Below are 23,907 nucleotides of genomic sequence, written 5' to 3'. Positions count from 1 at the left end.
GTCAGCTTGGCGACTCACAGCACGACCGCGTCCTCTAGGCGCGATTTCAAGCGTGCGACCCTGCTGAACTGTGCCAGCATGTTCAACGAACCCAGCATCGGAAAGCCTCCGATGAACGTCCGGAATGAGGGGTTGCCGCCGTGGACGTCGAGTTCGTGAAGGCAGCCGACGATGTAGAACAGTCCGGCGAAGAAGATGACCGCGGGTATCGCATATGCCAGCGGGGACCGGGCGTCGGCGACCAGTTCGTGCGCGTAGGTGAACTCGTCTTGCGTCAGGGGCTGACGCTTGCGCACTTTGGCCAGCACCGCTTTGTGAGCACCTATTTCTTCGCCGAGTGCCGCCGGAGTCCGATCCTCCAACCGCCTGACGTACACGAGCGCACACCCGGCGAAAACCACTGCCAAAACTGCCGCCAGCACCGTGAGAACACCCCAGAATCCGAAATTCATTGTCCCCCTCCACCGCTGCCGCCCCTGGATGGGCTGACCGTGGACGTGCCCGGATCGTCGTCCTCCCACAGCAATAGCTGCCGTACCGCAGCACGGGAGCCATACGGCTGCAGCATCTGGCTGGCGGGCCGGGGGCGTACCTTCAGCGGCCACCAGAACCAGCGGCCCAGCAGTGCTGCGATCGACGGGGTCATGAACGAGCGCACGATCAGCGTGTCGAACAACAGCCCGAGGGCGATCGTGGTGCCGATCTGGCCCAGCACCCGCAGCTCGGCGAACATAAACGATGCCATCGTCGCGGCGAAGACCAAACCCGCCGAGGTGACTACCGAGCCGGAGCCGGCCATCGCCCGGATGATGCCGGTGTTGATGCCGGCGTGGTATTCCTCCTTGAACCGGGATATCAGCAATAGGTTGTAGTCGGATCCCACGGCCAGCAGCAGAATGACTGCCAGTGCCAACACGATCCAGTACAAGTGGATGCCGAAGATGTACTGCCAGATCAGTACCGAGAGCCCGAACGACGCACCCAAAGACAGGGCGACGGTGCCGACGATGACCAGTGCGGCGATGACGCTGCCGGTGATGAACATCATCACCAGCAGGATCAGGCTCAGCGCGGCGACTCCGGCAATCATCAGGTCATACTTGGCGCCCTCGGCGATGTCCTTATAGGTGGCTGCGGTACCGGCGAGGTAGATCTTGGATCCCGCGAGCGGAGTTCCCTTGACCGCATCCCGCGCGGCATGGCGGATCGCGTCGATATGTGAAATGCCTTCCGGTGTTGCCGGATCGCCCTCATGGGTGATGATCATCCGGGCCGCCTTGCCGTCGGGTGACATGAACATCTTCACCCCCCGTAGGAATTCCGGGTTGGTGAAGACCTCCGGCGGTAGATAGAACGAGTCATCGGTCTTCGCCTCGTCGAACGCTTTGCCCATGGCCGTCGCGTTGTCCAGTCCTTCCGCGGCCTGGTCGTTCAACCCGGAACTGGTCGCGTGGTTCGTCATGCTCAGGTCGCGGTTCTGTTCCTGACTGGCTATCTGGGGCGGGATCAGCGCAAGCAGCTTGGGTTGCAGTGCATCGAGTTTGGCGATGCTCCCGGCGACGTCGTCGAGCTGAGAGGTGAGCACGTCGATTCCGTCGAGCGCGTCGAGCACCGACCGGATGGCCGCGCACGCCGGGATGTCGAAACAGTGCGGTTCCCAGTAGAAGTAGCTGCGCAGCGGGCGGATGAAGTCGTCGAAATTCGCAATTTTATTCCGCAGATCCGTCGCGGTCGCCACCGTCTCCTGGAATGCCTTCGCCTGCTCATCGGTGATGGCGCCGGATTGCTGCTGCAGGAGATATTGCTGGCGCAGGATGTCGATCGAATTGTTGATCACGTCAACCTGTTTGAGCATGTTGGCCGCTTGCGACTCCTGGAAGGGCAGGTTGAGGATCTGCGTCGCGCTGCCGGCGCTGATCTGAAACGGGATCGACGTGTGATCCAGGGGCGTACCCAGCGGACGGGTGATCGATTGGACCTGCGCGACGCCGTCGGTATGGAAGATCGCCTTTGCGACGCGCTCGAGCAGGATCATGTTCGTCGGGTTGCGCATGTCGTGGTCGGCTTCGATCATCAGCAGCTCGGGGTTGAGCCTGGCCTGTGAAAAGTGCCGTTCGGCAGCGGCATAGCCGACGTTGGCCGGGGCGTCGGCCGGCATATAGGGCCGGGTGTCATAGCTGGTTTTGTATCCGGGCAAGGCGAGCAGGCCGATCAGCGCGACCGCGATCGTGGCCACCAGGATGGGTCCGGGCCAGCGCACCAGGGCCGTGCCGATTCGCCGCCAGCCCTGGGTACTCAGCTGCCGCGCAGGCTCGAACAGGCCGAAGTGCCGGCCGACGGCGAGCATGGCGGGCGCCAACGTCAAGGCCGCGACGACAGCGACGAGAACTCCGATACCCGCGGGGACACCGAGCGTCTGAAAATACGGGAGCCGAGCGAACGTCAGGCAGAACACCGCACCGGCAATCGTCAGGCCCGAGCCCAGGATGATGTGTGCGGTGCCGTGATACATCGTGTTGAACGCCGTGACCCGGTCCTGGCCGCCGTAGCGGGCTTCGTGGAAACGGCCGAGTAGGAAGATTGCGTAGTCGGTGCCGGCGGCGATCACCAGCAGTGTCAGAAGATTCGTCGAATACGTCGACAGTTTGATGATGCCGGCGTTGGCCAACACGGCGACGACGCCGCGCGACGCGGTCAGCTCGATCATCACCATGAAGACCACCAGGATCGCTGTGGTGACGCGTCGGTACAACCACAACAGCATCATCAGGATGACGCCGATCGTGATCAGGGTCGTTTTCCACGTGCCCTTGCTGCCGACTTCGAATTGGTCGGTGACCAACGGTGCGGCCCCGGTGACATAGGCCCGTACACCCGGTGGCGGTGGCGTGTCATTGACGATGCTGCGCACCGCGTCGACCGATTCGTTGGCCAGCGATTCGCCTTGGTTTCCTGCGAGATAGACCTGCACCAACGCGGCCTTGCCGTCGTTGCTCTGCGAGCCGGCCGCGGTCAGGGGATCGCCCCAGAAATCCTGAACGTGCTCGACGTGCCGGGTGTCCCGGTTGAGCTTGGCGATCAACCCGTCGTAGTAGTGGTGTGCCGCGGCATCCAAGGGCTGATCGCCCTCCAGCACGATCATCGCCGAACTGTCCGAACTGAACTCCTGGAAAACCGCACCGATGTGTTTGGCGGCCTTCAGCGACGGTGCGTCCTGCGGGCTCAGTGACGCGTTGTTTGCTTCGGCCACCTTCTCCAGTTGCGGTACAAAAACATTCGTCACCATGGCGACGGCGAGCCAGAAGAATACGATCGCCGCGGAGTAGCGCCTCAGCAGGTCCGGGAGCCGACGCCACGAGATCTGCGGGCTCATCCGGACTTGTCCATACAGTAGGTGAAGGCGTGCAAGGTATTGACCGTTCTCTCGTCTTTCACGTCGCCGTCGATCGTGATCCGGCAGCTGATCGAATCGCTGTCGCCTTGGGCCGCAACATTGGCGGCAACAGCCGGTTTCGTCGTCGTCGCGTCGTAGGACCAGGGCAGCACGACAGCGTCGGCGCGTTGCGGCTGCGCATCCACATCCAAATAGGTGATCGTCGCAACCGTCCCCGGCGGGCCATAGACCTCGATGAACACTCGTTTGGGGTTGAACGGCGCAACGTCGTTGGCGAAACCACTAGGGGTAGACACGACGTCGCGGGACGCGAAAATGCCGTGTAGGCGATACACCGTAAGTCCCGCGACGAACACGACGAGCACCGCCGTCAGCAGCTTCCAGTTGCGGCCCAGGTGGCGTACCAGTGAGACCTTCTGACTGTCGCGCGTTGACATGGCGGTCAAATTAGACTGCATTACAGTTTCACACAAGTACTGTGTCAGCGATGCAGGCCAGTCGACCGGAATCCCACAAGCTATTGACACCGAACGGGCGGTTGTCGTACCAATGAGACATGACGACCACGCTGTCTCATCCGAAGTTTGAGCTCTGCAACGCCGACACCTGGCCCAACCCCTGGCCGATGTACGCCGCGCTGCGCGACCACGACCCGGTCCACCACGTGGTCCCGGAGAACGCGCCCAACCAGGACTACTACGTGCTGTCCCGGCACGCCGACATCTGGGCGGCCGCCGCCGACCACGAGACCTTCTCCTCGGCACAGGGACTGACCGTCAACTACGGCGAGCTGGAGCTGATCGGCCTGGCCGACAACCCGCCGATGGTGATGCAGGATCCGCCGGTGCACACCGAGTTTCGCAAGCTGGTGGCCCGCGGGTTCATGCCGCGGCAGGTGGAGTTGCTGGAGCCCAAGGTTCGCGAGTTCGTCGTCGAGCGCCTCGAGCGACTGCAGGCCAACGGCGGCGGCGATATCGTCGGCGAGCTGTTCAAGCCGCTGCCGTCGATGGTGGTCGCGCACTACCTGGGTGTTCCGGAGGAGGACCGCAGCCAGTTCGACCGGTGGACCGAGGCGGTCGTCGCGGCCACCGTCAGCGAAGACGGCGTCGCCTCGGCCGGTGACGCGATCGGCGAGATGATGGCCTACTTCAGCGGCCTCATCGAACGCCGCCGCACCGACCCACAGGATGACACCGTCTCGCATCTGGTGGCAGCCGGGATGGGCGCCGACGGTGACGTCGCCGGGCTGCTGGCGGTGTTGGCGTTCACCTTCACCATGGTGACCGGCGGTAACGACACAACGACCGGAATGCTCGGCGGCTCAGTGCAATTGCTGCAGCGACACCCGGACCAGCGTCAACTGCTGGTGGACAACCCGGAGCTGATCCGCGACGCCGTCGAGGAGTTGCTGCGCTTGACCTCCCCCGTACAGGGGCTGGCCCGGACCACCACCCGGGACGTGACCATCGGCGACACCACCATCCCGATGGGACGCAAGGTGTTGCTGCTCTACGGCTCGGGCAACCGCGACGAACGCCAGTTCGGGCCGGACGCCGCGGACCTCAATGTGCAACGCAAGCCGCACCAGATCCTCACCTTCAGTTACGGCGCGCATCACTGCATCGGCAATCAGGCGGCGCGGATGCAGGCGCGAGTGGCGCTGCAGGAACTGCTGGCACGCTGCCCGAACTACACCATCGACGAATCCGGAATCCGATGGGCCGGTGGCAGTTACGTGCGACGACCGCTGTCGGTTCCGTTCACCGCCGGATCGTGATGGCCGGGCGGGCCTGGCTGTCCGACCAGCGCGGAGAGCTTGCCGCCGAGAAGATCCTCGACGCGGCCGAAAAGCTGTTCGCCGAGCACGATGCCGCTTCGGTGGGCATGAATGAGATCGCCCGCGCCGCAGGATGTTCCCGCGCCACGCTGTATCGGTATTTCGAGAGCCGCGACGCGCTGCACACCGCCTACGTGCACCGCTGGGCCAACACGCTCTATCACGAGTTGACCCGGCGGCTGTCCGGCATCGACGACCCGGCGGAGCGGCTGGTCACCGGGATCACCGAATCGCTGTCCCTGGTGCGCGGCAACCCGGCGCTGGCATCGTGGTTCGCCGAGAGCGGACCGCCGATCGGGACCGCGATGGCCGCGCAGTCCGACGTCATCACCGTGATGGTCGCGTCGTTCCTGAACACGCTGGGCGACGGCGACACCGATAACCAGCAGCGCGCCCGCTGGGTGGTGCGGGTGATGACGTCACTGCTGAGCTTCCCCGGCCGCGACGCCGACGACGAGCGGGCGATGCTGACGCAGTTCGTGGTTCCGGTGGTGCTCGCGCCGGGCCGCCTCAGCTCGGCTTAGGGAATGAGGGCTTAGGCAATAGGAGAGTTGCCCGCCTCCGAGCGACTGTGCGACGAACCCCGCTCAGGGGGCTTCGCCCCGGTGTGACGGCGAGGACATTGCGCCGAGTGTGCGGTTTGGTAGGGGAAAACGCAGCGCTGGCCTCCCAAACCGCACACTCGACCCAAACCGCACACTCGACGAAGAGCGCTGCCGGACGCGACCGCCGGCCAGGGCGGGTTGTCGGTCACAGGCGGGCAATTCTCCCTGTGGCCCGGCCGGGAACAATCCTGGCTGAACGGCACTCAGGCCCGCACCCGGGTGAGCCGGTGCAGCAGCCAGGACACCGGCACGGTGACCACCATGGTGACCACGAACAGGGCCAGCATCGACCCGGTGTAGACCGGGGTGCGCAGCACCTCCACCATCACCAACTCCATCAGCACCAGGTGAACCAGGAAGATCTCATAGGAGATCTCCCCCAGCCACACCATCGGCCGGCTCGCCAGAAACCGCGCATACCAGCCGCGGTTGCCCAACGCCAGGGGCGCCACCATCAGCGCGGCGATCACGGCGTAGAAGCCGGCTTTGACCAGAGCCTCGGACAGCTTGGCCGGTGACGTGGTGGGTTCCCCGGCGATCGGCGTGGACGCGATGAGATAACAGATGAGCGCCAACGGAATAGCCACGAAGCCATAGCAGCGCACGCCCATCGCCTGCAGCACCGTGAGCATCATGCCGGCGACGAACCAGGCCAGATAACCCGGCAGCCACAGCCGGGCGCCGTCGGGCAGGAAGTCAGTCGTGTGCACCAGCGTCAACCAGGCCGGCGTGATCGCCGCCGCCGCGGTCAGCCCGACCAGCAGCAGCGCCGGCCGCCACTGCCGTCGGCACAACCAGACCAATGCCACATAGGCCAGCAGTGGAAGCACCACGTAGAAGGCGACTTCGACTGCGAGGCTCCACATCTGGGTGAGTCCCTGGTGCAGATAGCCGAACATGTAGTTGTCGGTGTAGATCTGGGTCAGCGTCAGGTTGCGCAGCAACCCGACCCAGTTGTGGCCGGGGTTCGGGCCGGCGGTGCGGTAGTGGTAGATCACATAGGCCAGCAGCACGGTCACGACATAGGCGGGCATGATGCGGCGCACCCGGTGCCAGGCGTAGCGCCGGACCGAGGGGTCGGGTCGCCCCAACGCGTTGGCCCGCACCCACGGCTGGAACAGCAGAAAACCGGAGAGCACGAAGAAGATCGGCACCCCGATCTCCATCCGGGAGCCCAGCAGGCCCGCATAGCCGTGGGTGTACTTACCAGTGGTGTAGGCCGCGTGCGTTCCCACCACCAGGAGAGCGGCCACCGCACGCACACCGGTCAGCGACGCGACCCGGTCCACATGGGCGACCTGCTCGAGCCCGCCCTGTTCGTCCTCGTCCTCGTCCGGCGAGAGGGTCATTCGGTCCGTTTCCGGTACCCACCCTCGCCGCGACGTTCGGGTTTACCAGACGGCCGCTCACGACGCAGGTTGATCAGCTGGCCCTGAATCCGGGTCTGCTCCAACGCCTTGAGCGTCTTGCCGGACAGTTTGGCGGGCAGCTCGACCAGCGAGTGGTCCACCTTGATGCTGATGTTGCCGAAGTCGCTGCGATTCAAGCCGCCCTCGTTGGCCAGCGCCCCGACGATCGCACCCGGGTTGACCTTGTGGCGCTTGCCGACCGCGATCCGGTAGGTGGCAAACCCTTCCTTCGGGGGGCCCTTGCGGTCGCCTTTGCGGTCGTCCCGGCCGCCGTCGCGATCCTTGACGCGTTCACGTCGCTTGTCCGGCGGCGGCTCCACCATCAGGAACGCCTCACCGTCTCGGGACTGCAGCGCCAGCGCGGCGGCGATGTCAGCCATCGGCACGTTGTGCTCGCGGCTGTAGTCCTCGACCAGGCGACGGAACAGCTCGATGCCCGACGCACTGAGATGGTTGGTGATCGCGTCGGCGAACTTGGCGACCCGCTGAGCGTTGACGTCATCGACGCTGGGCAGCTCGGCCTCGACCAGCTTCTGCCGCGTCACCTTCTCGATCAGCCGCAGCAGGTGGCGTTCCCGCGGGTTGACGAACAGCAGCGCGGTTCCCGAGCGCCCGGCCCGCCCGGTGCGCCCGATCCGGTGCACATAGGCCTCGGGGTCGTTGGGAATGTCGTAGTTGACGACGTGGGAGATGCGCTCCACGTCCAGTCCACGGGCGGCGACATCGGTGGCGACCAGGATGTCGATGTTGCCGTTCTTCAGTGCGGTGATGGTCCGTTCCCGCTGCGCCTGCGCGATGTCACCGTTGATCGCCGCCGCGGAAAACCCTCGAGCGCGCAGCTTTTCGGCGACCTCCTCGGTGGCCTGCTTGGTGCGGACGAAGACGATCATCGCTTCGAAGGGCTCGACTTCGAGCACCCGGGTCAGGGCGTCCATCTTGCGCGGCCCGGCGACTTCGATGTAGCGCTGGGAGATGTTCTCCGCCGTGGTGGTTTTCGCCTTGACGGTGACTTCGACGGGGTCGTGCAGGTAGCGGCTGGTGATACGACGAATGGCCGAGGGCATGGTCGCCGAGAACAGGGCCACCTGCTTGTACTCGGGGGTGTCGGCCAGGATGCGCTCGACGTCCTCGGCGAAACCCATCTGCAGCATCTCGTCGGCCTCGTCGAGCACCAGGTAGTCCAGGTGCGACAAGTCCAGGCTGCCGCGTTCCAGGTGGTCGATGACCCGGCCCGGCGTACCGACCACCACTTGCGCGCCGCGCTTGAGCCCGGACAGCTGCACCGTGTAGGACGCGCCGCCGTAGATCGGCAGCACGTTGATCCGGGGCAGATGCGCGCCGTAGCGCCCGAACGCCTCGGCGACCTGCAGCGCCAACTCGCGGGTGGGCGCGAGCACCAGCGCCTGGGTGGCTTTGCTGGTGGTGTCGATGCGCGACAGGATCGGAATGGCGAACGCGGCGGTCTTGCCGGTGCCGGTCTGGGCCAGCCCGACCACGTCGGAACCCTCCAGCAGGGCCGGGATGGTGGCGGCCTGGATCGCCGAGGGCGTCTCGTAGCCGACGTCGGCGACGGCCTTGAGCACCGAAGGGTGGATCTGCAGGTCGGCGAATGTCGGGGTGTCGTCCGCGATGGACGGGGCGGGTGGGTCCGGGAACGGCTCAGCGGGCACATCAGTCGAGGTCATAGCGCTTAACAGTCTAAGGGCAAAGACGCCCACCTAACGCCACAGTTGATCCGGGGTCGGCCGCGCCTCCCCGGACAGTCGGCTGGGCGGCGGTACGGTGCCCGGTGTGCCGGGTGCCGTCAAACCGTCAGTAGCGATCGTCGCGCTGGCCGCAGCTCTGCTGGCCGGCTGCGGTTCGGGAGACTCCACCGTCGCCAAGACCCCGGAGAACACCAGCCCGGCCGCCGCACCGCCGCAGGCGCCCACCACCACCGCGTCCGCGACGTCGAGCAGCCCGGCCCCCGCCGACCCGTGCGCGGTCAACCTGGCCGCGCCGGCGATCACCAAGGCCGTCTCAGAGCTGCCCCGTGACCCGCGCAGCAAGCAACCGTGGAGCCCGGAGCCACTGGCCGGCAACTACAGCACCTGTGCCGACATCTCGGCGGTGATCATCAAGGCCAACACCAACGCCGAACACCCGAGTACGCGTGCGGTGTTGTTTCACCGCGGCGAATTCCTGCCCCAATCCGTACCGGAAACCTACGGATTCAGCGGCATCGACGTGGCGCAGTCCACCGGCGACACGGTGGCCCTGCGAAACGCCAGCGGGATACCGGGGTTGGCCGGGATCGTGAAATTCCACTGGAACGGCACCGGGGTAGAGATCGTCGGCAACACCACCCGCTAGCCGGTCCCGGGCCTAGAACCACCTGTCGCGCTGCGAGTGCCGCCCGAAGGCATCGGTGTCGTCGGGATCCTCCCGATAGTGCCGATTTCGGCGGCTCGGACTGGTGCCGGTGATCCCGAATTTGGCCAGCACATCGGGCACCGGCGTCCCGTTCGTGAGCGGCCGCAGATGGCGTCCCGCATCGACATCAAAGCCGTTGTGGTGCAGCGATATCGGTTCAGGCTCGGCAATCAGCGTCCGCACCGGCGCGATCTCGACGGTCAGCGGCTCGGTGGCGGGGTCCTGCGGGCGACGGGCTTGCGGGGCCCTGGGCGGGACGGCCGGAATCGGCTCGGTCCGTTCGTCGACGTCGGGTTCGACGCTGCGGGGGTGGAAGTGTCGAGGCAGGCTGACGCGTTCGGGGACGCTGGCGTCAGCGGGGCGGTCGTCGAGGTCGTCGAAGTCCTCGTAATCGCCGAAATCGTCGAAGTCATCGAAACCGTCGGGATCGGCGCCGTAGTCGCTCTGCCTGGTGGTGCGGCGGGCCGGGTCGACGACGTAGCCGACCATGAACAGCGCGGCGACCACACCGAACAGCGCGACGAATGCCGGCAACAGCGTCGCCTCCGACATGGCCGCCGCGAACGGCTCGTGCAAAAACTCGGGCAGCTGCAGGACCGCGGAGGGGTGCTCGGGGTGCAGGCCGCCCGGCATCGCCGGCAGGTCGGCGGCGATCCTCGACGTCATGAAGGCCGCCATGCCGGCGCTGCCCAGCACCGCCCCGACCTGGCGGGTCGCGTTGTAGACCCCGGAACCGGCACCGGCCAGCTGTGGCGGCAGGTTGCGGGTGGCGGTGGCCGCCAGCGGCGACCAGATGAATGCCATCCCGACCCCGATCGCCGCGAACGGCAGCACCAGCCGCCAGACCGGGGTGAGCGGCGTCATCTCGATCGACAGCCAGGTGAGCGCGATCGCCAGTACCGAAAAGCCGAAACCGACCACCGCCCGGGGATGCGCCCGGTCGACGATCTTTCCGACCACCGGAGCCAGCACTCCGGTGGCGATCGCCATCGGCGCGGTCAGCAGAGCGGAGCGGGTGGGTGACATCCCGCACACCGCCTGGGCGTAGAACATCACCGGCAGCACCATCCCGGTGGCCGCAAAACCGATGACGGCCACTCCGGCGTTGGCCAGCCCGAAGTCGAGGTCGCGGAAGATGTGCAGTGGTACCAGCGGCTCACCGCCTGTGACGGCCTGCCAGTAGACGAAGACCGCCAGGCAGCAGATGCCACCGAAGATCTGCACCCAGATCCACGGCGCCCACCCCTGCGACTCACCTTCCTGCAGCGCGAAGACCAGCAGGAACATCCCGATCCCCGACAGCGCCACGCCGAGGATGTCGAAACGATGACGGTGCACCGGCAGTTCGGGAATCAGCACGATGGCCAGGACCAGGCCGATGACCCCGATCGGGACGTTGACGAAGAAGATCCACTCCCAGCCCAGCCGGTCCACCAGCACGCCGCCGGCCAGCGGCCCGATCAGCGTCGCAACCCCGGCGGTCGCGCCCCACACGCTCATCGCCGCACCGCGCCGATCCGGGGGGAACGTGCGGGTGATCACCGACAGGGTCTGCGGGGTCAGCAGGGCGGCGCCCACGCCCTGGACCGCCCGGGCGGCGATCAGCATCGCGATGCCCCCGGCCAGACCGCACCACAGCGACGCTGCGGTGAACACCGCCAGCCCGATCAGGTACAGGTTCTTGGGTCCGAACTGGTCACCGAGCCGTCCGGCGACCAGCAGCGGCACCGCGTAGCCCAGCAGGTAGGAACTGGTAACCCAGATCACCGTGTCGTAGCCGATGTCGAGCGCCGACATGATGCTCGGATTGGCGACGGCCACGATGGTGGAATCCACCAGGATCACGAAGAAGCCGAGCATCATCGCCCACAGCGCGTTCCACGGGTTGACCGGATCGGCTGAGCGCGTCGGACCGGAACGTGCGAAATCCGCGCGTTCCGGGTCCACGTTCGTGCTGCTCAAGCGCCGCCCCTCCGATCGCTGCGCCGTGCTGTTCAGGGCTCCAAGCCACCTCATCCGACGCTACGGACAGATGGTGTCGGGAACAACTCGGATCGCCGGTGCGGGAATTCGCTGATGGGCGACGACTGTTCCGTTGAAACGGGTAAACAGTCACCAGGGCGTTAGCCTGAAGACCACCGAATCGAAACGGGAGGCAACCATGGGCATCTTTCGACGGCGAAGGCCGGCGCAGGCTCCGGCGCCGACCTTCGACGAGGAGAAGCCGACCATGGCGGCCCGGGTGTTGGCGCGGGTCATCGAGCGCAGCGAGCGGGTGCAGGGTCCGGCGGTGCGCGCCTACGTGGAGCGACTGCGCCGCAGTGATCCCGATGCCGACCCGGCGCAGGTCATCGCCAAGCTGGAGAAGCGTTTCCTGGCCGCGGCGACGGCCAGCGGCGCCGCGGTGGGCGCCACCGCGGCCGTGCCGGCGATCGGCACCCTGATGGCGCTGTCGGCGGTTGCCGGGGAGACCGCGGTGTTCCTGGAGGCCACCGCGTTCTTCGTGCTGTCCGTCGCGGAGGTACACGGCATTCCGGTGGACAACCGCGACCGGCGGCGCGCGCTGGTGCTGGCGGTGTTGGTGGGCGACCAGGGCAAGGGCGCGCTCGCCGACCTGCTCGGCCCGGGCCGCACCAGCGGCGCGTGGCTCGCCGAAGGTTCTGCGGGCGTCGCGGCGCTACCGCTTCCGGCGGTCAAGGAGTTGAACTCCCGACTGCTGCGGTACTTCGTCAAGCGCTTCACCCTGCGCCGCGGGGCGCTGGCGTTCGGCAAGCTGTTGCCGGTTGGCCTGGGGGCGGTGATCGGGGCCATTGGGAACCGCCTGATAGGCAAGAAGATCATCAGCAACGCCCGCAAGGCGTTCGGTCCCCCCGCCCGCCGCTGGCCGGTGAACTTGCACCTGGTGCCGGCCCTGAGCGATGACGATGCCCACTCCGCATAACCGTCGGCGGAATCGGGTCCGGCGGACAATCGGCCGCGAGCCTGGCGGAATATCTCCGAGGGGCTAGCCTTTATGAGGCAGGCGGGCGCGGGCGCAAGTGCCACGCCGAACGACCAGGAATCGAGGCGAGAAGCTGTCGTGAGCGGTATCAGTTCACCCTTCGGTCAGAACGAGTGGCTAGTCGAGGAGATGTACCGCAAATTCCGCGAGGATCCCGCCTCGGTGGACCCGAGCTGGCACGAGTTCCTGGCCGACTACTCCCCCGACGCGCAGCGCGGTGACGGTGCGGCTGCACCCGCGGCCCCGCCCGCTCCCCCGGCGCAACCGGCTCCCCCCGCTCCTGCGGCACCCGCCCCCGCAGCACCGGCCGCTGCCGCCCCGGCTCCTGCTGCTCCGGCGCCGGCCCCGGCCGCCAAGCCCACCCCCTCGCAAGCTCCCGCGCCGCTCGCCGACGACGAGCTGCAGGTGTTGCGTGGCGCCGCGGCAGCAGTGGTCAAGAACATGTCCACCTCCCTGGAGGTGCCGACGGCCACCAGCGTGCGCGCCGTGCCGGCCAAACTGATGATCGACAACCGCATCGTCATCAACAACCAGCTCAAGCGGACCCGCGGCGGCAAGATCTCGTTCACCCACCTGCTGGGTTACGCGATCGTGCAGGCGGTCAAGCAGTTCCCCAACATGAACCGGCATTTCGCCGAGGTCGACGGCAAGCCGAACGCCGTCACGCCGGCCCACACCAACCTGGGACTGGCCATCGACCTGCAGGGCGCCGGCGGCAAGCGGTCCCTGGTGGTGGCTGCCATCAAGGGCTCGGAATCGCTGCGCTTCGCGCAGTTCGTCGACGCCTACGAAGACATCGTGCGTCGGGCCCGGGACGGCAAGCTCACCGCCGAGGACTTCGCCGGCGTGACGATCTCGCTGACCAACCCCGGAACCATCGGCACCGTGCACTCGGTGCCCCGGCTGATGGCCGGCCAGGGCGCGATCATCGGCGTCGGCGCAATGGAATATCCCGCCGAGTTCCAAGGGGCCAGCGAACAGCGCATCGCCGAGCTGGGCGTCGGCAAGGTGATCACCCTCACCTCGACCTATGACCACCGCATCATCCAGGGCGCGGAATCGGGCGACTTCCTGCGCACCGTGCACGAGATGCTGCTGTCGGACGCGTTCTGGGACGAGATCTTCTTCGAGCTGTCCATCCCCTACGAGCCGGTGCGGTGGCGCACGGACAACCCGGACTCGGTGGTGGACAAGAACGCCCGCGTCGTCGAGCTGATCGCCGCCTACCGCAACCGCGGCCACCTGATGGCCGACATCGACCCGCTGCGACTGGACAACACCCGGTTCCGCAGCCACCCCGACCTGGACGTGCAGAGCCACGGCCTGACATTGTGGGACCTGGACCGGGAGTTCAAAGTCACCGGCCTGCCGGGCAGCGATATCCGTAAGCTGCGCGAGATCCTGTCGGTGCTGCGCGACGCCTACTGCCGCCACGTGGGCGTGGAGTACACCCACATCCTCGAGCCCGAGCAGCAGCAGTGGCTGCAGGAGCGCATCGAGGTCAAGCACGTCAAACCCACTGTGGCGCAGCAGAAGTACATTCTGAGCAAGCTCAACGCCGCCGAGGCGTTCGAAAGCTTCCTGCAGACCAAATACGTCGGCCAGAAGCGGTTCTCCCTCGAAGGCGCCGAAACCGTCATCCCGATGATGGACGCGGCCATCGACCAGTGCGCCGAGCACGGCCTCGACGAGGTCGTCATCGGGATGCCGCACCGCGGCCGGCTCAATGTGCTGGCCAACATCGTCGGCAAGCCCTACTCGCAGATCTTCACCGAGTTCGAGGGCAACCTCAACCCGGCCGAGGCGCACGGCTCCGGCGACGTCAAGTACCACCTGGGCGCCACCGGGGTGTACCTGCAGATGTTCGGCGACAACGACATTCAGGTGTCGCTGACCGCCAACCCGTCACACCTGGAGGCGGTGGACCCGGTGCTGGAGGGCCTGGTCCGGGCCCGCCAGGACCTGCTGGGCCGCGGCGCCCTGGGCACCGACGAAGACCCACCCTTCTCGGTGGTGCCGATGATGCTGCACGGCGACGCCGCGTTCGCCGGTCAGGGCGTGGTGGCCGAGACGCTCAACATGGCACTGCTGCCCGGCTACCGGGTCGGCGGCACCATCCACATCGTCGTCAACAACCAGATCGGTTTCACCACAGCGCCGGACTACTCGCGTTCCAGCGAATACTGCACCGACGTGGCCAAGATGATCGGCGCGCCGATCTTCCACGTCAACGGCGATGACCCGGAAGCCTGCGACTGGGTGGCCCGGCTGGCAGTGGACTTCCGGCAGAAGTTCCACAAGGACGTCATCATCGACATGCTGTGCTACCGCCGCCGCGGGCACAACGAGGGCGACGACCCGTCGATGACGAACCCGTACATGTACGACGTGATCGGCACCAAGAGCGGTGTCCGCAAGAGCTACACCGAAGACCTGATCGGCCGCGGCGACATCTCGCTGAAGGAGGCCGAGGACGCGCTGCGTGACTACCACGGCCAGCTGGAGCGGGTGTTCAACGAGATCCGCGAACTGGAGAAGCATGCCGCGCTGCCCAGCGAGTCGGTGGAGTCCGAGCAGCAGGTGCCGCGCGGCCTGAACACCGCGGTCGACAAGGCAATGCTGGCCCGCATCGGCGACGCGTTCATGACGATCCCCGAGGGCTTCACCGTGCACCCGCGGGTGCTGCCGGTGCTGGAGCGACGCCGCGAAATGGCGTACGAGGGCAAGGTGGACTGGGCGTTCGGCGAGCTGTTGGCGCTGGGCTCGCTGGTCGCCGAGGGCAAGCTCATCCGGTTGTCCGGGCAGGACACCCGCCGAGGCACCTTCTCGCAGCGGCATTCGGTGATCATCGACCAGGCCAACGGCGCGGAGTTCAGCCCGTTGCAGCTGCTGGCCACCAATGCCGACGGCACCCCGACCGGCGGCAAGTTCCTGGTCTATGACTCGCCGCTGTCGGAGTTCGCCGCCGTCGGCTTCGAGTACGGCTACACCGTCGGCAACCCGGACGCCCTGGTGCTGTGGGAGGCGCAGTTCGGCGACTTCGTCAACGGCGCCCAGTCGATCATCGACGAGTTCATCAGTTCCGGCGAGGCCAAGTGGGGTCAGCTGTCCAACGTGGTGCTGCTGCTGCCGCACGGCCACGAGGGCCAGGGCCCGGACCACACCTCCGGGCGCATCGAGCGCTTCCTGCAGCTGTGGGCGGAGGGCTCGATGACGATCGCGGTGCCCTCGACCCCGTCGAACTACTTCCACCTGCTGCGCCGCCACGCCCTCGACGGGATCCAGCGGCCGCTGATCGTGTTCACCCCGAAGTCGATGCTGCGCAACAAGGCGGCGATCAGCGACATCAAGGACTTCACCGACGTCAAGTTCCGCTCGGTGCTCGAGGAACCCACCTACGAGGACGGCGTGGGCGACCGCAGCAAGGTCACCCGGGTGCTGCTGACCAGCGGCAAGCTCTACTACGAGCTGGTCGCGCGTAAGGCCAAGGACGGCCGTGACGACATCGCGATCGTGCGGATCGAACAGCTGGCCCCGCTGCCCAAGCGCCGCCTCGGTGACACCCTGGACCGCTACCCGAACGCGCAGCAGTTCTTCTGGGTGCAGGAGGAGCCGGCCAACCAGGGGGCATGGCCGCGGTTCGGCCTGGAGCTGCCGGAGCTGCTGCCGGAGAAGCTGACCGGGATCAAGCGGATCTCGCGCCGCGCCATGTCGGCGCCGTCGTCGGGGTCGTCGAAGGTGCACGCGGTCGAGCAGCAGGAGATCATCGACTCGGCCTTCAGCTGAGCCCCCTTTTCCCGCGAGGGTGCGTGTCTGCACGCGACACGCCGCGTCATCACGTGCAACTACGCACCTTCGCGGGGCCACCAAACCCAGTACCAGCGGTACCGAATAAGCTCAGACAGTCCACCGACCGCTGGGAGAACACATGCAGGGATTCGCCGGGAAGGTCGCCGTCGTCACCGGTGCCGGTTCGGGCATCGGTCAAGCGCTGGCCATCGAGCTGGCCCGCGCGGGAGCGCAGCTGGCGATCAGCGACGTCGACACCGAGGGTCTCGCCCAGACCGAGCGGCGGCTGACCGCGCTGGGCGTGCGTGTCAAGGCCGACCGTCTCGACGTCACCGAGCGAGAGGCGTTCCTCGCCTACGCCGAAGAGGTCAAAGAACACTTCGGCAAGGTCAACCAGATCTACAACAACGCCGGTATCGCGTTCAGCGGCGACGTCGAGATCAGCCCGTTCAAAGACATCGAGCGGGTGATGGACGTCGACTTCTGGGGCGTGGTCAACGGCACCAAGGCCTTCCTGCCGCACCTGATCGAATCCGGCGACGGACACGTCATCAACATCTCCAGCCTGTTCGGGCTGCTGGCCATGCCCGGCCAGGCCGCCTACAACGCCGCCAAATTCGCCGTCCGCGGCTTCACCGAGGCGTTGAACCAGGAAATGGCCATCAACAAGCACCCGGTCAAGGTCACCACGGTGCATCCGGGCGGCATCAAGACCGCGATCGCCCGCAACGCCACCGTCGCCGAGGGGTTGGACGCCAAGGCGATGGCCGACTTCTTCGACCGGCGCCTGGCCTCCACCACCGCCGAGGAGGCCGCCCGGGTGATCCTCGACGGGGTCAGCAAGAACCGGGCCCGCGTGCTCATCGGCAACGATGCGCGGACTCTGGACCTGCTCGTGCGCATCTTGGGCTCGCGATACCAACGCCTGTTCTCGTTCGCCCTGCCCAAGCTCCGGCCACAGTAGCCCGGCTATCTGCCCAGCGGGTGCTCGTCCAAGAAGGCGTCCGCCACGGCCTGCGGGTCGGCGCCGTCGGCCACCTTGCGGCGCATGTCGATCAGCGCTTCGGTGTCCAGCACGCCGGCCACCTGATTGATCGCCAGCAGTTGGGCTTCGGTCAACTCATTGCGGCGATACAGCGGCACCACATTCTCGGCGCGCACCAGCGCGGGGCGCGCGTCGGTGAGCAGCACGGTGCCTTCCGGCACGTCGGGATCGGCGGTACTGGTCCACGCCGCGGTGATCTGACGGGCCTGCAGGGCCGCGAACAGCGCTGCGTCATCGCCGAATTCGCGCAGCTTGGGCAGCGTGCACCGGCCCACCGTCTTCGGCACCCGCACGCCCGCGACACCGCCGACGGTCAACCCGGCGCAATGCCGGACGAGTGCGGGCAGGTCGGTGCCGCCCCACGCGGTCGCCGTCGCCTTCGTCACGGCCAGGGCGGGCTTGTCCTCAGCGGTCATGGCGTAGTCGCCGACCGCCAGGCCCTCCGGCAGCGCGCCGGCCAACGCCCAGTAGACGGCCCGATCGGAGCGCGCCGTCGAATCGCGGGCGAACATCACCAGGAAGCGGCCGGTGAAACCGGGAACGACGGTCAACTCCCCCGCATCCAGCCCGCCAACCGGGTCGGCGACGGCCTCAAGCCGCACCGCGGCACCGGCACCGCGCAGGGCGCTCGCATACAGGTGGCCCAGGACCTGCGACTGCGGATCCTGCGACATTCCCACGCTCAGTGGCGGCGGCCCCGGATGGGCGCCACAGCCGGCGATCAGCACAGCCGCCCATCCGAGCGCCAGGCGGCGCAGGTGATGTCCTAGCGGCCTGGGCACCGTGCGCTCTACGACGCGGAGTCGGCGGCCGCCGCGACGGCCGCCGCAACGGCCGGCTCGACCCGCGGGTCCAGCGGGCTGGGCACGATACGGTCCGGGGCCAGCTCGTCGGCGACGACGGAGAAGATCGCCTCTGCCGCAGCCAACTTCATCGTCTCGGTGATGCGGCGCGCGCCGGCGTCCAGCGCACCACGGAACACGCCCGGGAAGGCCAGCACGTTGTTGATCTGGTTGGGGAAATCGCTGCGGCCGGTCGCCACCACCGCCGCGTACTTGGCCGCCAGGTCGGGGTGGATCTCGGGGTCGGGGTTCGACAGCGCGAACACCACCCCACCCGGAGCCATCGACGCGATCAGCTCCTCGGGCACCACCCCGCCGGACGCGCCCAGGAAGACGTCGGCGCCGGCCAGCGCCTCGGCCAGGCCGCCGGTAAGGCCCCGAGGATTGGTCCGCTGCGCCAACTCGATCTTGACGTCGTTCATGCCGGAGCGCTCCGGATGCAGCACGCCCTGCGAATCCAGCACGATCATCTCCGAGATGCCCCGCGAGAGCAGGATGTTGGCGCAGGCCACACCGGCGGCGCCGGCACCGGAAACCACCACCCGCAGCGACGCGATGTCGCGGTCGAGCACCTTGGCCGCGCCCAGCAGGGCCGCCAGGGCCACGATCGCGGTGCCGTGCTGGTCGTCGTGCATCACCGGGCAGTCCAGCGCCTCGATCACCCGTCGCTCGATTTCGAAGCACCGCGGGGCGGAGATGTCCTCCAGATTGACCGCCCCGAACGACGGGCGCAGCCGCACCAGGGTCTCGACGATCTCGTCGGGATCCTTGGTGTCCAACACGATGGGGATGGAGTCCAGGCCGGCGAACGTCTTGAACAGCGCGGCCTTGCCCTCCATCACCGGCAGGGCGGCCGACGGCCCGAGGTCACCGAGCCCGAGCACCGAGGTGCCGTCGCTGACCACCGCCACCAGCCGGTGCGCCCAGGTGTAGCGGGCCGCCAGCGTGTGGTCCGCGGCGATGGCGCGACTGACCTGCGCCACACCCGGGGTGTAGGCGATCGACAGCGCACGTTGGCTGTCCAGCGGGGCTTTGAGGTCGACGGAGATCTTTCCGCCCGTGTGGGCTTCGAAGATCTCTTCGTCTCCGATGACGATCGGCGAGCTGTTCACCATGTTCGCAAGGTTCTCGGGCATCGATAGTCCAGGGTACTGCTCTGGCTTTGCATTCTTTCGATCGGCTGGGACAGCCCATGTATCCCGCGCGCGCATCTACGCGCTTTCGCTGATGTTTTGCCGGCCGGGCGGGTCGCATGCTGGCTACCATGAGCGAACGCACGGACACGCCGGCGGTGAACTGGAGTGAGTTGGGCGTGAGCGAGCTCCCGACCGGAACGGTGACGTTGCTGCTGGCCGACGTCGAGGGCTCAACGCGGCTCTGGGAGACCCAGGCCGAACAGATGACGGCTGCGATCGCGCGGCTGGACCGCACCCTCACCGAAGTCCTCGCTGCCCATGGCGGGGTCCGGCCCGTCGAACAGGGTGAGGGCGACAGCTTCGTGGCGGCGTTCGCCCGGGCCAGCGACGCGGTGGCCTGCGCCGTGGAACTGCAGCGTGCGCCGTTGGCACCGATTCGGCTTCGCATCGGCCTGCACAGCGGCGAGGTGCAACTGCGCGGTCAAACCAGTGAGGCGGGCAACTACATCGGGCCGACCATCAACCGCACCGCCCGCATCCGCGACTTGGGGCACGGCGGCCAAACGGTCCTCTCGGCAATCACCGAAGCCTTGGTCATCGACCGGCTCCCCGCCGGCGCCTGGCTGATCGAGCTGGGCAGCTATCCCTTGCGCGGGCTGCCCCGTCCCGAACGGGTGCTGCAGCTGTGCCACCCGGATCTGCGCAACGACTTCCCGCCGCTGCGGGCGTCCACGACCGTCGCGTCCACCCATCTGCCCCCTCAGCTGACCAGCTTCATCGGACGTGGCGCCCAGATCGATGACGTGCGGGCGCTGTTGGCCGACAACCGCTTGGTCACGTTGACCGGTTCCGGTGGCGCGGGCAAGACCCGGTTGGCGGTACAGATCGCCGGGCTGCTGGCGGACCACTTCGCCGACGGCATCTGGTATGTCGATCTGGCGCCGATCACCGATCCGGAGCTGGTGCCGATGGTCGCGGCCCGGGCGTTGGGCCTGCCGGATCAGCCGGACCGCTCCGCGATGGACACCCTGCTCCGCTGGATCGGCGAGCGGCATCTGCTGGTGGTGCTGGACAACTGCGAACACCTCCTCGATGCGACCGCAACGCTGCTGCTCGGCCTGCTCGGCGCCTGCCCACGGCTGACGTTCCTGGCCACCAGCCGAGAACCGATCGGGGTGGACGGCGAAGTGGTCTGGCGGGTGCCCTCACTGTCGCTGGTCGACGAGGCCATCACGTTGTTCACCGACCGCGCCCGTCACGCCCGTCCGGACTTCCAGGTCACCGAGGACAACGCCGCCGCGGTCACGGAGATCTGCCGGCGACTGGACGGGATGCCGCTGGCGATCGAGCTCGCAGCGGCGCGGGTGCGCGCGTTGTCGCTCGAGGAGATCCTCGAGGGGTTGCATGACCGGTTCCGGCTGCTGACCGGCGGTTCGCGCCGCGCGGTGCGTCGCCAGCAGACCTTGCACGCATCCGTCGACTGGTCGCACGCTCTACTCACCGATCCCGAGCGGGTGTTGTTCCGGCGCCTTGCCGCCTTCATGGATGGTTTTCATCTCGACGCCGCCCAGTTCGTGGCCGGATGCGGAGCCATTGCGAGTCACCAAGTGCTCGATCAACTCACTCTCTTGGTTGACAAGTCGCTCGTGATCGCCGAAAACACCACTGGCCGAACGCGCTACCGGATGCTGGAAATGGTGCGCCAGTACGCCATGGAAAAGCTCGGCGAGTCCGGCGAAGCCGACGCCATCCGGGCGCGTCACCGCGACCACTACACCGCGATGGCTGCCGCGCTCGACCACCCGCCTCACGACGGTTACGAACTGATGCTGGCGAGGGCAGACACCGAAATCGACAATCTCCGTGCTGCGTTCGCGTGGAGCCAGGAAAACGACGAGCCGGAGCAGGCGTTGACCTTGGCTTCATCCCTGCTCCCGCTCTGGCTCGGCCGCGGCCGCATCGCCGAAGGCGTGACCTGGTTCGACACCGCCCTGCGCGACAGTGCTGCGCGGGGCACGGAGCTCGCTGGCCCGATACGGGCACGGGCGCTGTCCGATCACGCACTTCTCAACGCATGGGGCCTCGCGTTGAACAGCTTGGACGAAGCGCAGGAAGCGGTGGCGATCGCACGTGACCTCGACGATCAGGCGCTACTGGCCCGGGCGTTGACCGCCTGCGTCAGCATCGCCGCCTACAACGCGGAGGTGGCGGCGCCGTACTTCGCCGAAGCGATCGAGCTCGCCCGCGCACTGGATGACCGCTGGCGGCTGAGTCAGATTCTCGGTTGGCAGACCTATGCGGCCGCGGTGACGGGTGACCTGAATGGCGCCTTCACGATCGGGCAATCGGGCCATGAGCTGGCCGATTCCATTGGCGACCAGTTCAACTCGCGATACTGCCGCAACTGGCAGGGGATGGCGCGCTACATGCAGGGCGACCTGGCCGGGGAGATCACGCGCTGTCAGGAGATGATCGCCGACGCGGACAGCGCCGGCGACCTTCTGAACCGGTTCCTGGGCTTGCAGAACCTGGCTCTGGCGTCGGCCTTTCGGTGCGAGATCGGCCAAGCCGAAGAGGCATTGGCGGCGCTGATCGAAACCGGCGCCGAACTCAGCGGCGTGCACGAGGGCGTCGCCCATATGGCAGTGGGGCTGGTGGCATTGGCCAGTGGCGACGCGGCCGCGGCGACAGTCGCACAGGAGCGGATGTGGCATCACATCGGCGTCTACAGCCAGGTCGCCGCCATATTCCGCTGGTGCCGAGCCGAAACCGCTGTGGCACTGGGCGATCTGGCGGCTGCGGCGCAATGGGCCGACGACGGCGTCGCCGCAACGACAGGGTGGTACCGAATGATGGGCCTCGTTTCGCGTGCGCGGGTTGCGATCGCCCAGGGCGAGCCCGAGCGCGCGCAGCGCGACCTCTACGAAGCACTCGCGATCGCCGCCGAAATGACGGCACAAACCGGGGTTCCCGAGGCCTTCGAGTGTCTGGCCGCCACGGTCTCGCGCGCTGGCCGCACCCAAGAAGCCGCCCGGCTGTTCGGCGCCGCCGCCGGCATCCGGCAACGCACCGGCGCCGTCCGATTCAAAATCCACGACGCCGACTGGCACGCCTGGCTGACCGCGTTGCGGAAGTCGATGGACGACAACGATTTTGACTCCGCCTGGGCCGAAGGAGCCGCGCTGTCCACCGCGGACGCCATCGGCTACGCGCTGCGCGGGCGCGGCGAGCGCAAACGCCCCACCAACGGTTGGACCTCACTCACCCCGACCGAGCTCGACGTCGCGCGACTGGTCAGCGAAGGACTGCCGAACAAAGACATTGCCGCTCGGCTCTTCGTGTCTCCGCGCACCGTGCAGACGCATCTGACCCACGTCTACACCAAGCTCGGGCTCACCTCCCGAGTGCAGCTCGCACAGGAAGTCGCCCGCCGGGCTTAGCGCCTCAGATCAGGCCCAGCCCAGTGACCGCCTCGCGCTCCTCGGCCAGCTCAGCGGTCGAGGCGTCGATCTTGCCGCGGGAGAAGTCGTCGATCTCCAGGCCCTGCACGATGCTCCAGTCACCATCGGAGGTGGTGACCGGGAACGACGAGATCAGGCCCTCCGGCACGCCGTAGGAACCGTCGGAGACCACGGCCATCGACACCCAGTCGTTGTCGGGAGTGCCGAGCAGCCAGCTCCGCGCTGCGTCGATGGTGGCCGACGCGGCGGAGGCCGCCGACGAGGCGCCCCGCGCGTCGATGATCGCCGCGCCACGCTTGGCGACGGTGGGGATGAAGTCGTTCTCGATCCAAGCCTGGTCGTTGACCACCTCGGCGGCGTTACGCCCGCCGACCTCGGCGTGGAACAGGTCCGGGTACTGGCTGGCCGAGTGGTTGCCCCAGATCGTCATCTTCTTGATGTCGGTGACTTTGGCGCCGGTCTTGGCAGCCAGCTGCGAGATCGCCCGGTTGTGGTCCAGGCGGGTCAGTGCGGAGAAGCGCTCGTTGGGGATGTCGGGGGCGTTGGTCATCGCGATCAGCGCGTTGGTGTTGGCCGGGTTGCCGGTCACACCCACCCGGATGTCGGAGGCCGCGACCGCGTTGAGGGCCTTGCCCTGCGCGGTGAAGATCGCACCGTTGGCCTCCAGCAGGTCGCTGCGCTCCATGCCCGGTCCACGCGGGCGGGCGCCGACCAGCAGCGCCAGGTTGACACCGTCGAAGATCTTGTTCGCGTCCGAGCCGATCTGCACCCCCGACAGCAGCGGGAACGCGCAGTCGTCGAGCTCCATGACGACACCCTCGAGCGCCTTGAGGGCGGGCTCGATCTCCAGCAGGCGCAGTTCGATCGGCCGGTCGGGGCCCAGCAACGACCCGCTGGCCAGGCGGAACAGCAGGCTGTAGCCGATCTGGCCGGCGGCGCCGGTGACGGCCACCTTGAGTGGGGTTTTGCTCACGTC

The 23,907-nt window shown here is 67.3% G+C and carries 16 protein-coding genes; 7 read left to right on the top strand and 9 right to left on the bottom strand.

From position 1 onward, the window contains the following. Positions 1 to 14 precede the first annotated feature (14 nt). The 3 genes from K3U94_RS06785 to K3U94_RS06775 are packed head-to-tail and all read right to left on the bottom strand — an operon-like array spanning position 15 to position 3,831. Positions 15 to 452 (bottom strand): hypothetical protein, encoded by a 438-nt coding sequence (locus tag K3U94_RS06785; protein WP_047320120.1) that lies wholly within the window; start codon positions 450 to 452, stop codon positions 15 to 17. Beyond that, positions 449 to 3,373 carry an MMPL/RND family transporter gene (locus K3U94_RS06780; RefSeq protein ID WP_047320121.1) on the bottom strand — a complete coding sequence of 975 codons (2,925 nt, stop codon included), beginning with the start codon at positions 3,371 to 3,373 and terminating at the stop codon, positions 449 to 451. Before K3U94_RS06780 ends, K3U94_RS06785 begins: the two co-directional genes overlap by 4 nt. Beyond that, complete coding sequence (locus K3U94_RS06775) at positions 3,370 to 3,831, bottom strand: MmpS family transport accessory protein (protein WP_047320122.1); 462 nt, start codon at positions 3,829 to 3,831, stop codon at positions 3,370 to 3,372. The genes K3U94_RS06780 and K3U94_RS06775 overlap by 4 nt, the downstream gene beginning before the upstream one ends. 119 nt (positions 3,832 to 3,950) lie before the next feature. Between K3U94_RS06775 and K3U94_RS06770 the strand changes: the two genes are divergently transcribed. Continuing rightward, positions 3,951 to 5,171: a cytochrome P450 gene (locus K3U94_RS06770; RefSeq protein WP_047320123.1), complete on the top strand. Its 1,221-nt coding sequence runs from the start codon at positions 3,951 to 3,953 to the stop codon at positions 5,169 to 5,171. Beyond that, positions 5,171 to 5,755, top strand: a complete 585-nt coding sequence (locus K3U94_RS06765) for a TetR/AcrR family transcriptional regulator (protein ID WP_047320124.1) — start codon at positions 5,171 to 5,173, stop codon at positions 5,753 to 5,755. Before K3U94_RS06770 ends, K3U94_RS06765 begins: the two co-directional genes overlap by 1 nt. Positions 5,756 to 6,039: 284 nt before the next feature. Here K3U94_RS06765 and K3U94_RS06760 read toward each other — a convergent pair whose 3' ends face one another. Then, positions 6,040 to 7,185: an acyltransferase family protein gene (locus K3U94_RS06760; RefSeq protein WP_220696003.1), complete on the bottom strand. Its 1,146-nt coding sequence runs from the start codon at positions 7,183 to 7,185 to the stop codon at positions 6,040 to 6,042. Next, positions 7,182 to 8,930, bottom strand: a complete 1,749-nt coding sequence (locus K3U94_RS06755; protein ID WP_220696002.1) for a DEAD/DEAH box helicase — start codon at positions 8,928 to 8,930, stop codon at positions 7,182 to 7,184. Before K3U94_RS06755 ends, K3U94_RS06760 begins: the two co-directional genes overlap by 4 nt. A gap of 97 nt (positions 8,931 to 9,027) precedes the next feature. Between K3U94_RS06755 and K3U94_RS06750 the strand changes: the two genes are divergently transcribed. Then, positions 9,028 to 9,597 (top strand): LppP/LprE family lipoprotein, encoded by a 570-nt coding sequence (locus K3U94_RS06750; protein ID WP_220696001.1) that lies wholly within the window; start codon positions 9,028 to 9,030, stop codon positions 9,595 to 9,597. Positions 9,598 to 9,609: 12 nt separating this feature from the next. On the opposite strand, the gene K3U94_RS06745 is transcribed toward K3U94_RS06750, so the two are convergent. Further along, the gene (locus K3U94_RS06745) at positions 9,610 to 11,520 is read right to left on the bottom strand and encodes an MFS transporter (RefSeq protein ID WP_230987580.1); all 1,911 of its coding nucleotides are present in this window, start codon (positions 11,518 to 11,520) and stop codon (positions 9,610 to 9,612) included. A 298-nt stretch (positions 11,521 to 11,818) separates the two neighbouring features. Here K3U94_RS06745 and K3U94_RS06740 point away from each other — a divergent pair, with 298 nt between their 5' ends. The 3 genes from K3U94_RS06740 to K3U94_RS06730 all read left to right on the top strand — a co-directional run bounded on the left by K3U94_RS06740 (position 11,819) and on the right by K3U94_RS06730 (position 17,411). Beyond that, the gene (locus K3U94_RS06740; RefSeq protein WP_220695999.1) at positions 11,819 to 12,598 is read left to right on the top strand and encodes a hypothetical protein; all 780 of its coding nucleotides are present in this window, start codon (positions 11,819 to 11,821) and stop codon (positions 12,596 to 12,598) included. A gap of 138 nt (positions 12,599 to 12,736) precedes the next feature. Continuing rightward, positions 12,737 to 16,444, top strand: a complete 3,708-nt coding sequence (locus tag K3U94_RS06735) for a multifunctional oxoglutarate decarboxylase/oxoglutarate dehydrogenase thiamine pyrophosphate-binding subunit/dihydrolipoyllysine-residue succinyltransferase subunit (protein ID WP_220695998.1) — start codon at positions 12,737 to 12,739, stop codon at positions 16,442 to 16,444. Positions 16,445 to 16,586: 142 nt separating this feature from the next. Continuing rightward, positions 16,587 to 17,411: an SDR family NAD(P)-dependent oxidoreductase gene (locus K3U94_RS06730; RefSeq protein WP_047320130.1), complete on the top strand. Its 825-nt coding sequence runs from the start codon at positions 16,587 to 16,589 to the stop codon at positions 17,409 to 17,411. Between the two features lie 5 nt (positions 17,412 to 17,416). On the opposite strand, the gene K3U94_RS06725 is transcribed toward K3U94_RS06730, so the two are convergent. Both K3U94_RS06725 and K3U94_RS06720 read right to left on the bottom strand, forming a co-directional pair. Continuing rightward, the gene (locus K3U94_RS06725) at positions 17,417 to 18,274 is read right to left on the bottom strand and encodes a glycine betaine ABC transporter substrate-binding protein (RefSeq protein ID WP_230987455.1); all 858 of its coding nucleotides are present in this window, start codon (positions 18,272 to 18,274) and stop codon (positions 17,417 to 17,419) included. Positions 18,275 to 18,282: 8 nt separating this feature from the next. Further along, positions 18,283 to 19,470 (bottom strand): NAD(P)-dependent malic enzyme, encoded by a 1,188-nt coding sequence (locus tag K3U94_RS06720; RefSeq protein WP_047320131.1) that lies wholly within the window; start codon positions 19,468 to 19,470, stop codon positions 18,283 to 18,285. Positions 19,471 to 19,586: 116 nt separating this feature from the next. Here K3U94_RS06720 and K3U94_RS06715 point away from each other — a divergent pair, with 116 nt between their 5' ends. Continuing rightward, the gene (locus tag K3U94_RS06715) at positions 19,587 to 22,910 is read left to right on the top strand and encodes a LuxR family transcriptional regulator (RefSeq protein WP_220695997.1); all 3,324 of its coding nucleotides are present in this window, start codon (positions 19,587 to 19,589) and stop codon (positions 22,908 to 22,910) included. A 4-nt stretch (positions 22,911 to 22,914) separates the two neighbouring features. Here the strand turns inward: K3U94_RS06715 and K3U94_RS06710 are convergent, their stop codons facing one another. Continuing rightward, the gene (locus tag K3U94_RS06710; protein WP_047320132.1) at positions 22,915 to 23,904 is read right to left on the bottom strand and encodes a malate dehydrogenase; all 990 of its coding nucleotides are present in this window, start codon (positions 23,902 to 23,904) and stop codon (positions 22,915 to 22,917) included. Positions 23,905 to 23,907 lie beyond the last annotated feature (3 nt).

The organism is Mycolicibacter heraklionensis (genome assembly GCF_019645815.1).
Classification (GTDB): domain Bacteria; phylum Actinomycetota; class Actinomycetes; order Mycobacteriales; family Mycobacteriaceae; genus Mycobacterium; species Mycobacterium heraklionense.
This window is presented reverse-complemented; position numbering and strand designations above follow the sequence as displayed.

Bases quoted from the DNA above. Each gene is read 5' to 3' on its own strand.
- K3U94_RS06785 (WP_047320120.1), bottom strand. From the start codon at position 452: ATGAATTTCGGATTCTGGGGTGTTCTCACGGTGCTGGCGGCAGTTTTG.
- K3U94_RS06780 (WP_047320121.1), bottom strand. From the start codon at position 3,373: ATGAGCCCGCAGATCTCGTGGCGTCGGCTCCCGGACCTGCTGAGGCGC.
- K3U94_RS06775 (WP_047320122.1), bottom strand. From the start codon at position 3,831: ATGTCAACGCGCGACAGTCAGAAGGTCTCACTGGTACGCCACCTGGGC.
- K3U94_RS06770 (WP_047320123.1), top strand. From the start codon at position 3,951: ATGACGACCACGCTGTCTCATCCGAAGTTTGAGCTCTGCAACGCCGAC.
- K3U94_RS06765 (WP_047320124.1), top strand. From the start codon at position 5,171: ATGGCCGGGCGGGCCTGGCTGTCCGACCAGCGCGGAGAGCTTGCCGCC.
- K3U94_RS06760 (WP_220696003.1), bottom strand. From the start codon at position 7,185: ATGACCCTCTCGCCGGACGAGGACGAGGACGAACAGGGCGGGCTCGAG.
- K3U94_RS06755 (WP_220696002.1), bottom strand. From the start codon at position 8,930: ATGACCTCGACTGATGTGCCCGCTGAGCCGTTCCCGGACCCACCCGCC.
- K3U94_RS06745 (WP_230987580.1), bottom strand. From the start codon at position 11,520: ATGATGCTCGGCTTCTTCGTGATCCTGGTGGATTCCACCATCGTGGCC.
- K3U94_RS06740 (WP_220695999.1), top strand. From the start codon at position 11,819: ATGGGCATCTTTCGACGGCGAAGGCCGGCGCAGGCTCCGGCGCCGACC.
- K3U94_RS06730 (WP_047320130.1), top strand. From the start codon at position 16,587: ATGCAGGGATTCGCCGGGAAGGTCGCCGTCGTCACCGGTGCCGGTTCG.
- K3U94_RS06720 (WP_047320131.1), bottom strand. From the start codon at position 19,470: ATGCCCGAGAACCTTGCGAACATGGTGAACAGCTCGCCGATCGTCATC.
- K3U94_RS06715 (WP_220695997.1), top strand. From the start codon at position 19,587: ATGCTGGCTACCATGAGCGAACGCACGGACACGCCGGCGGTGAACTGG.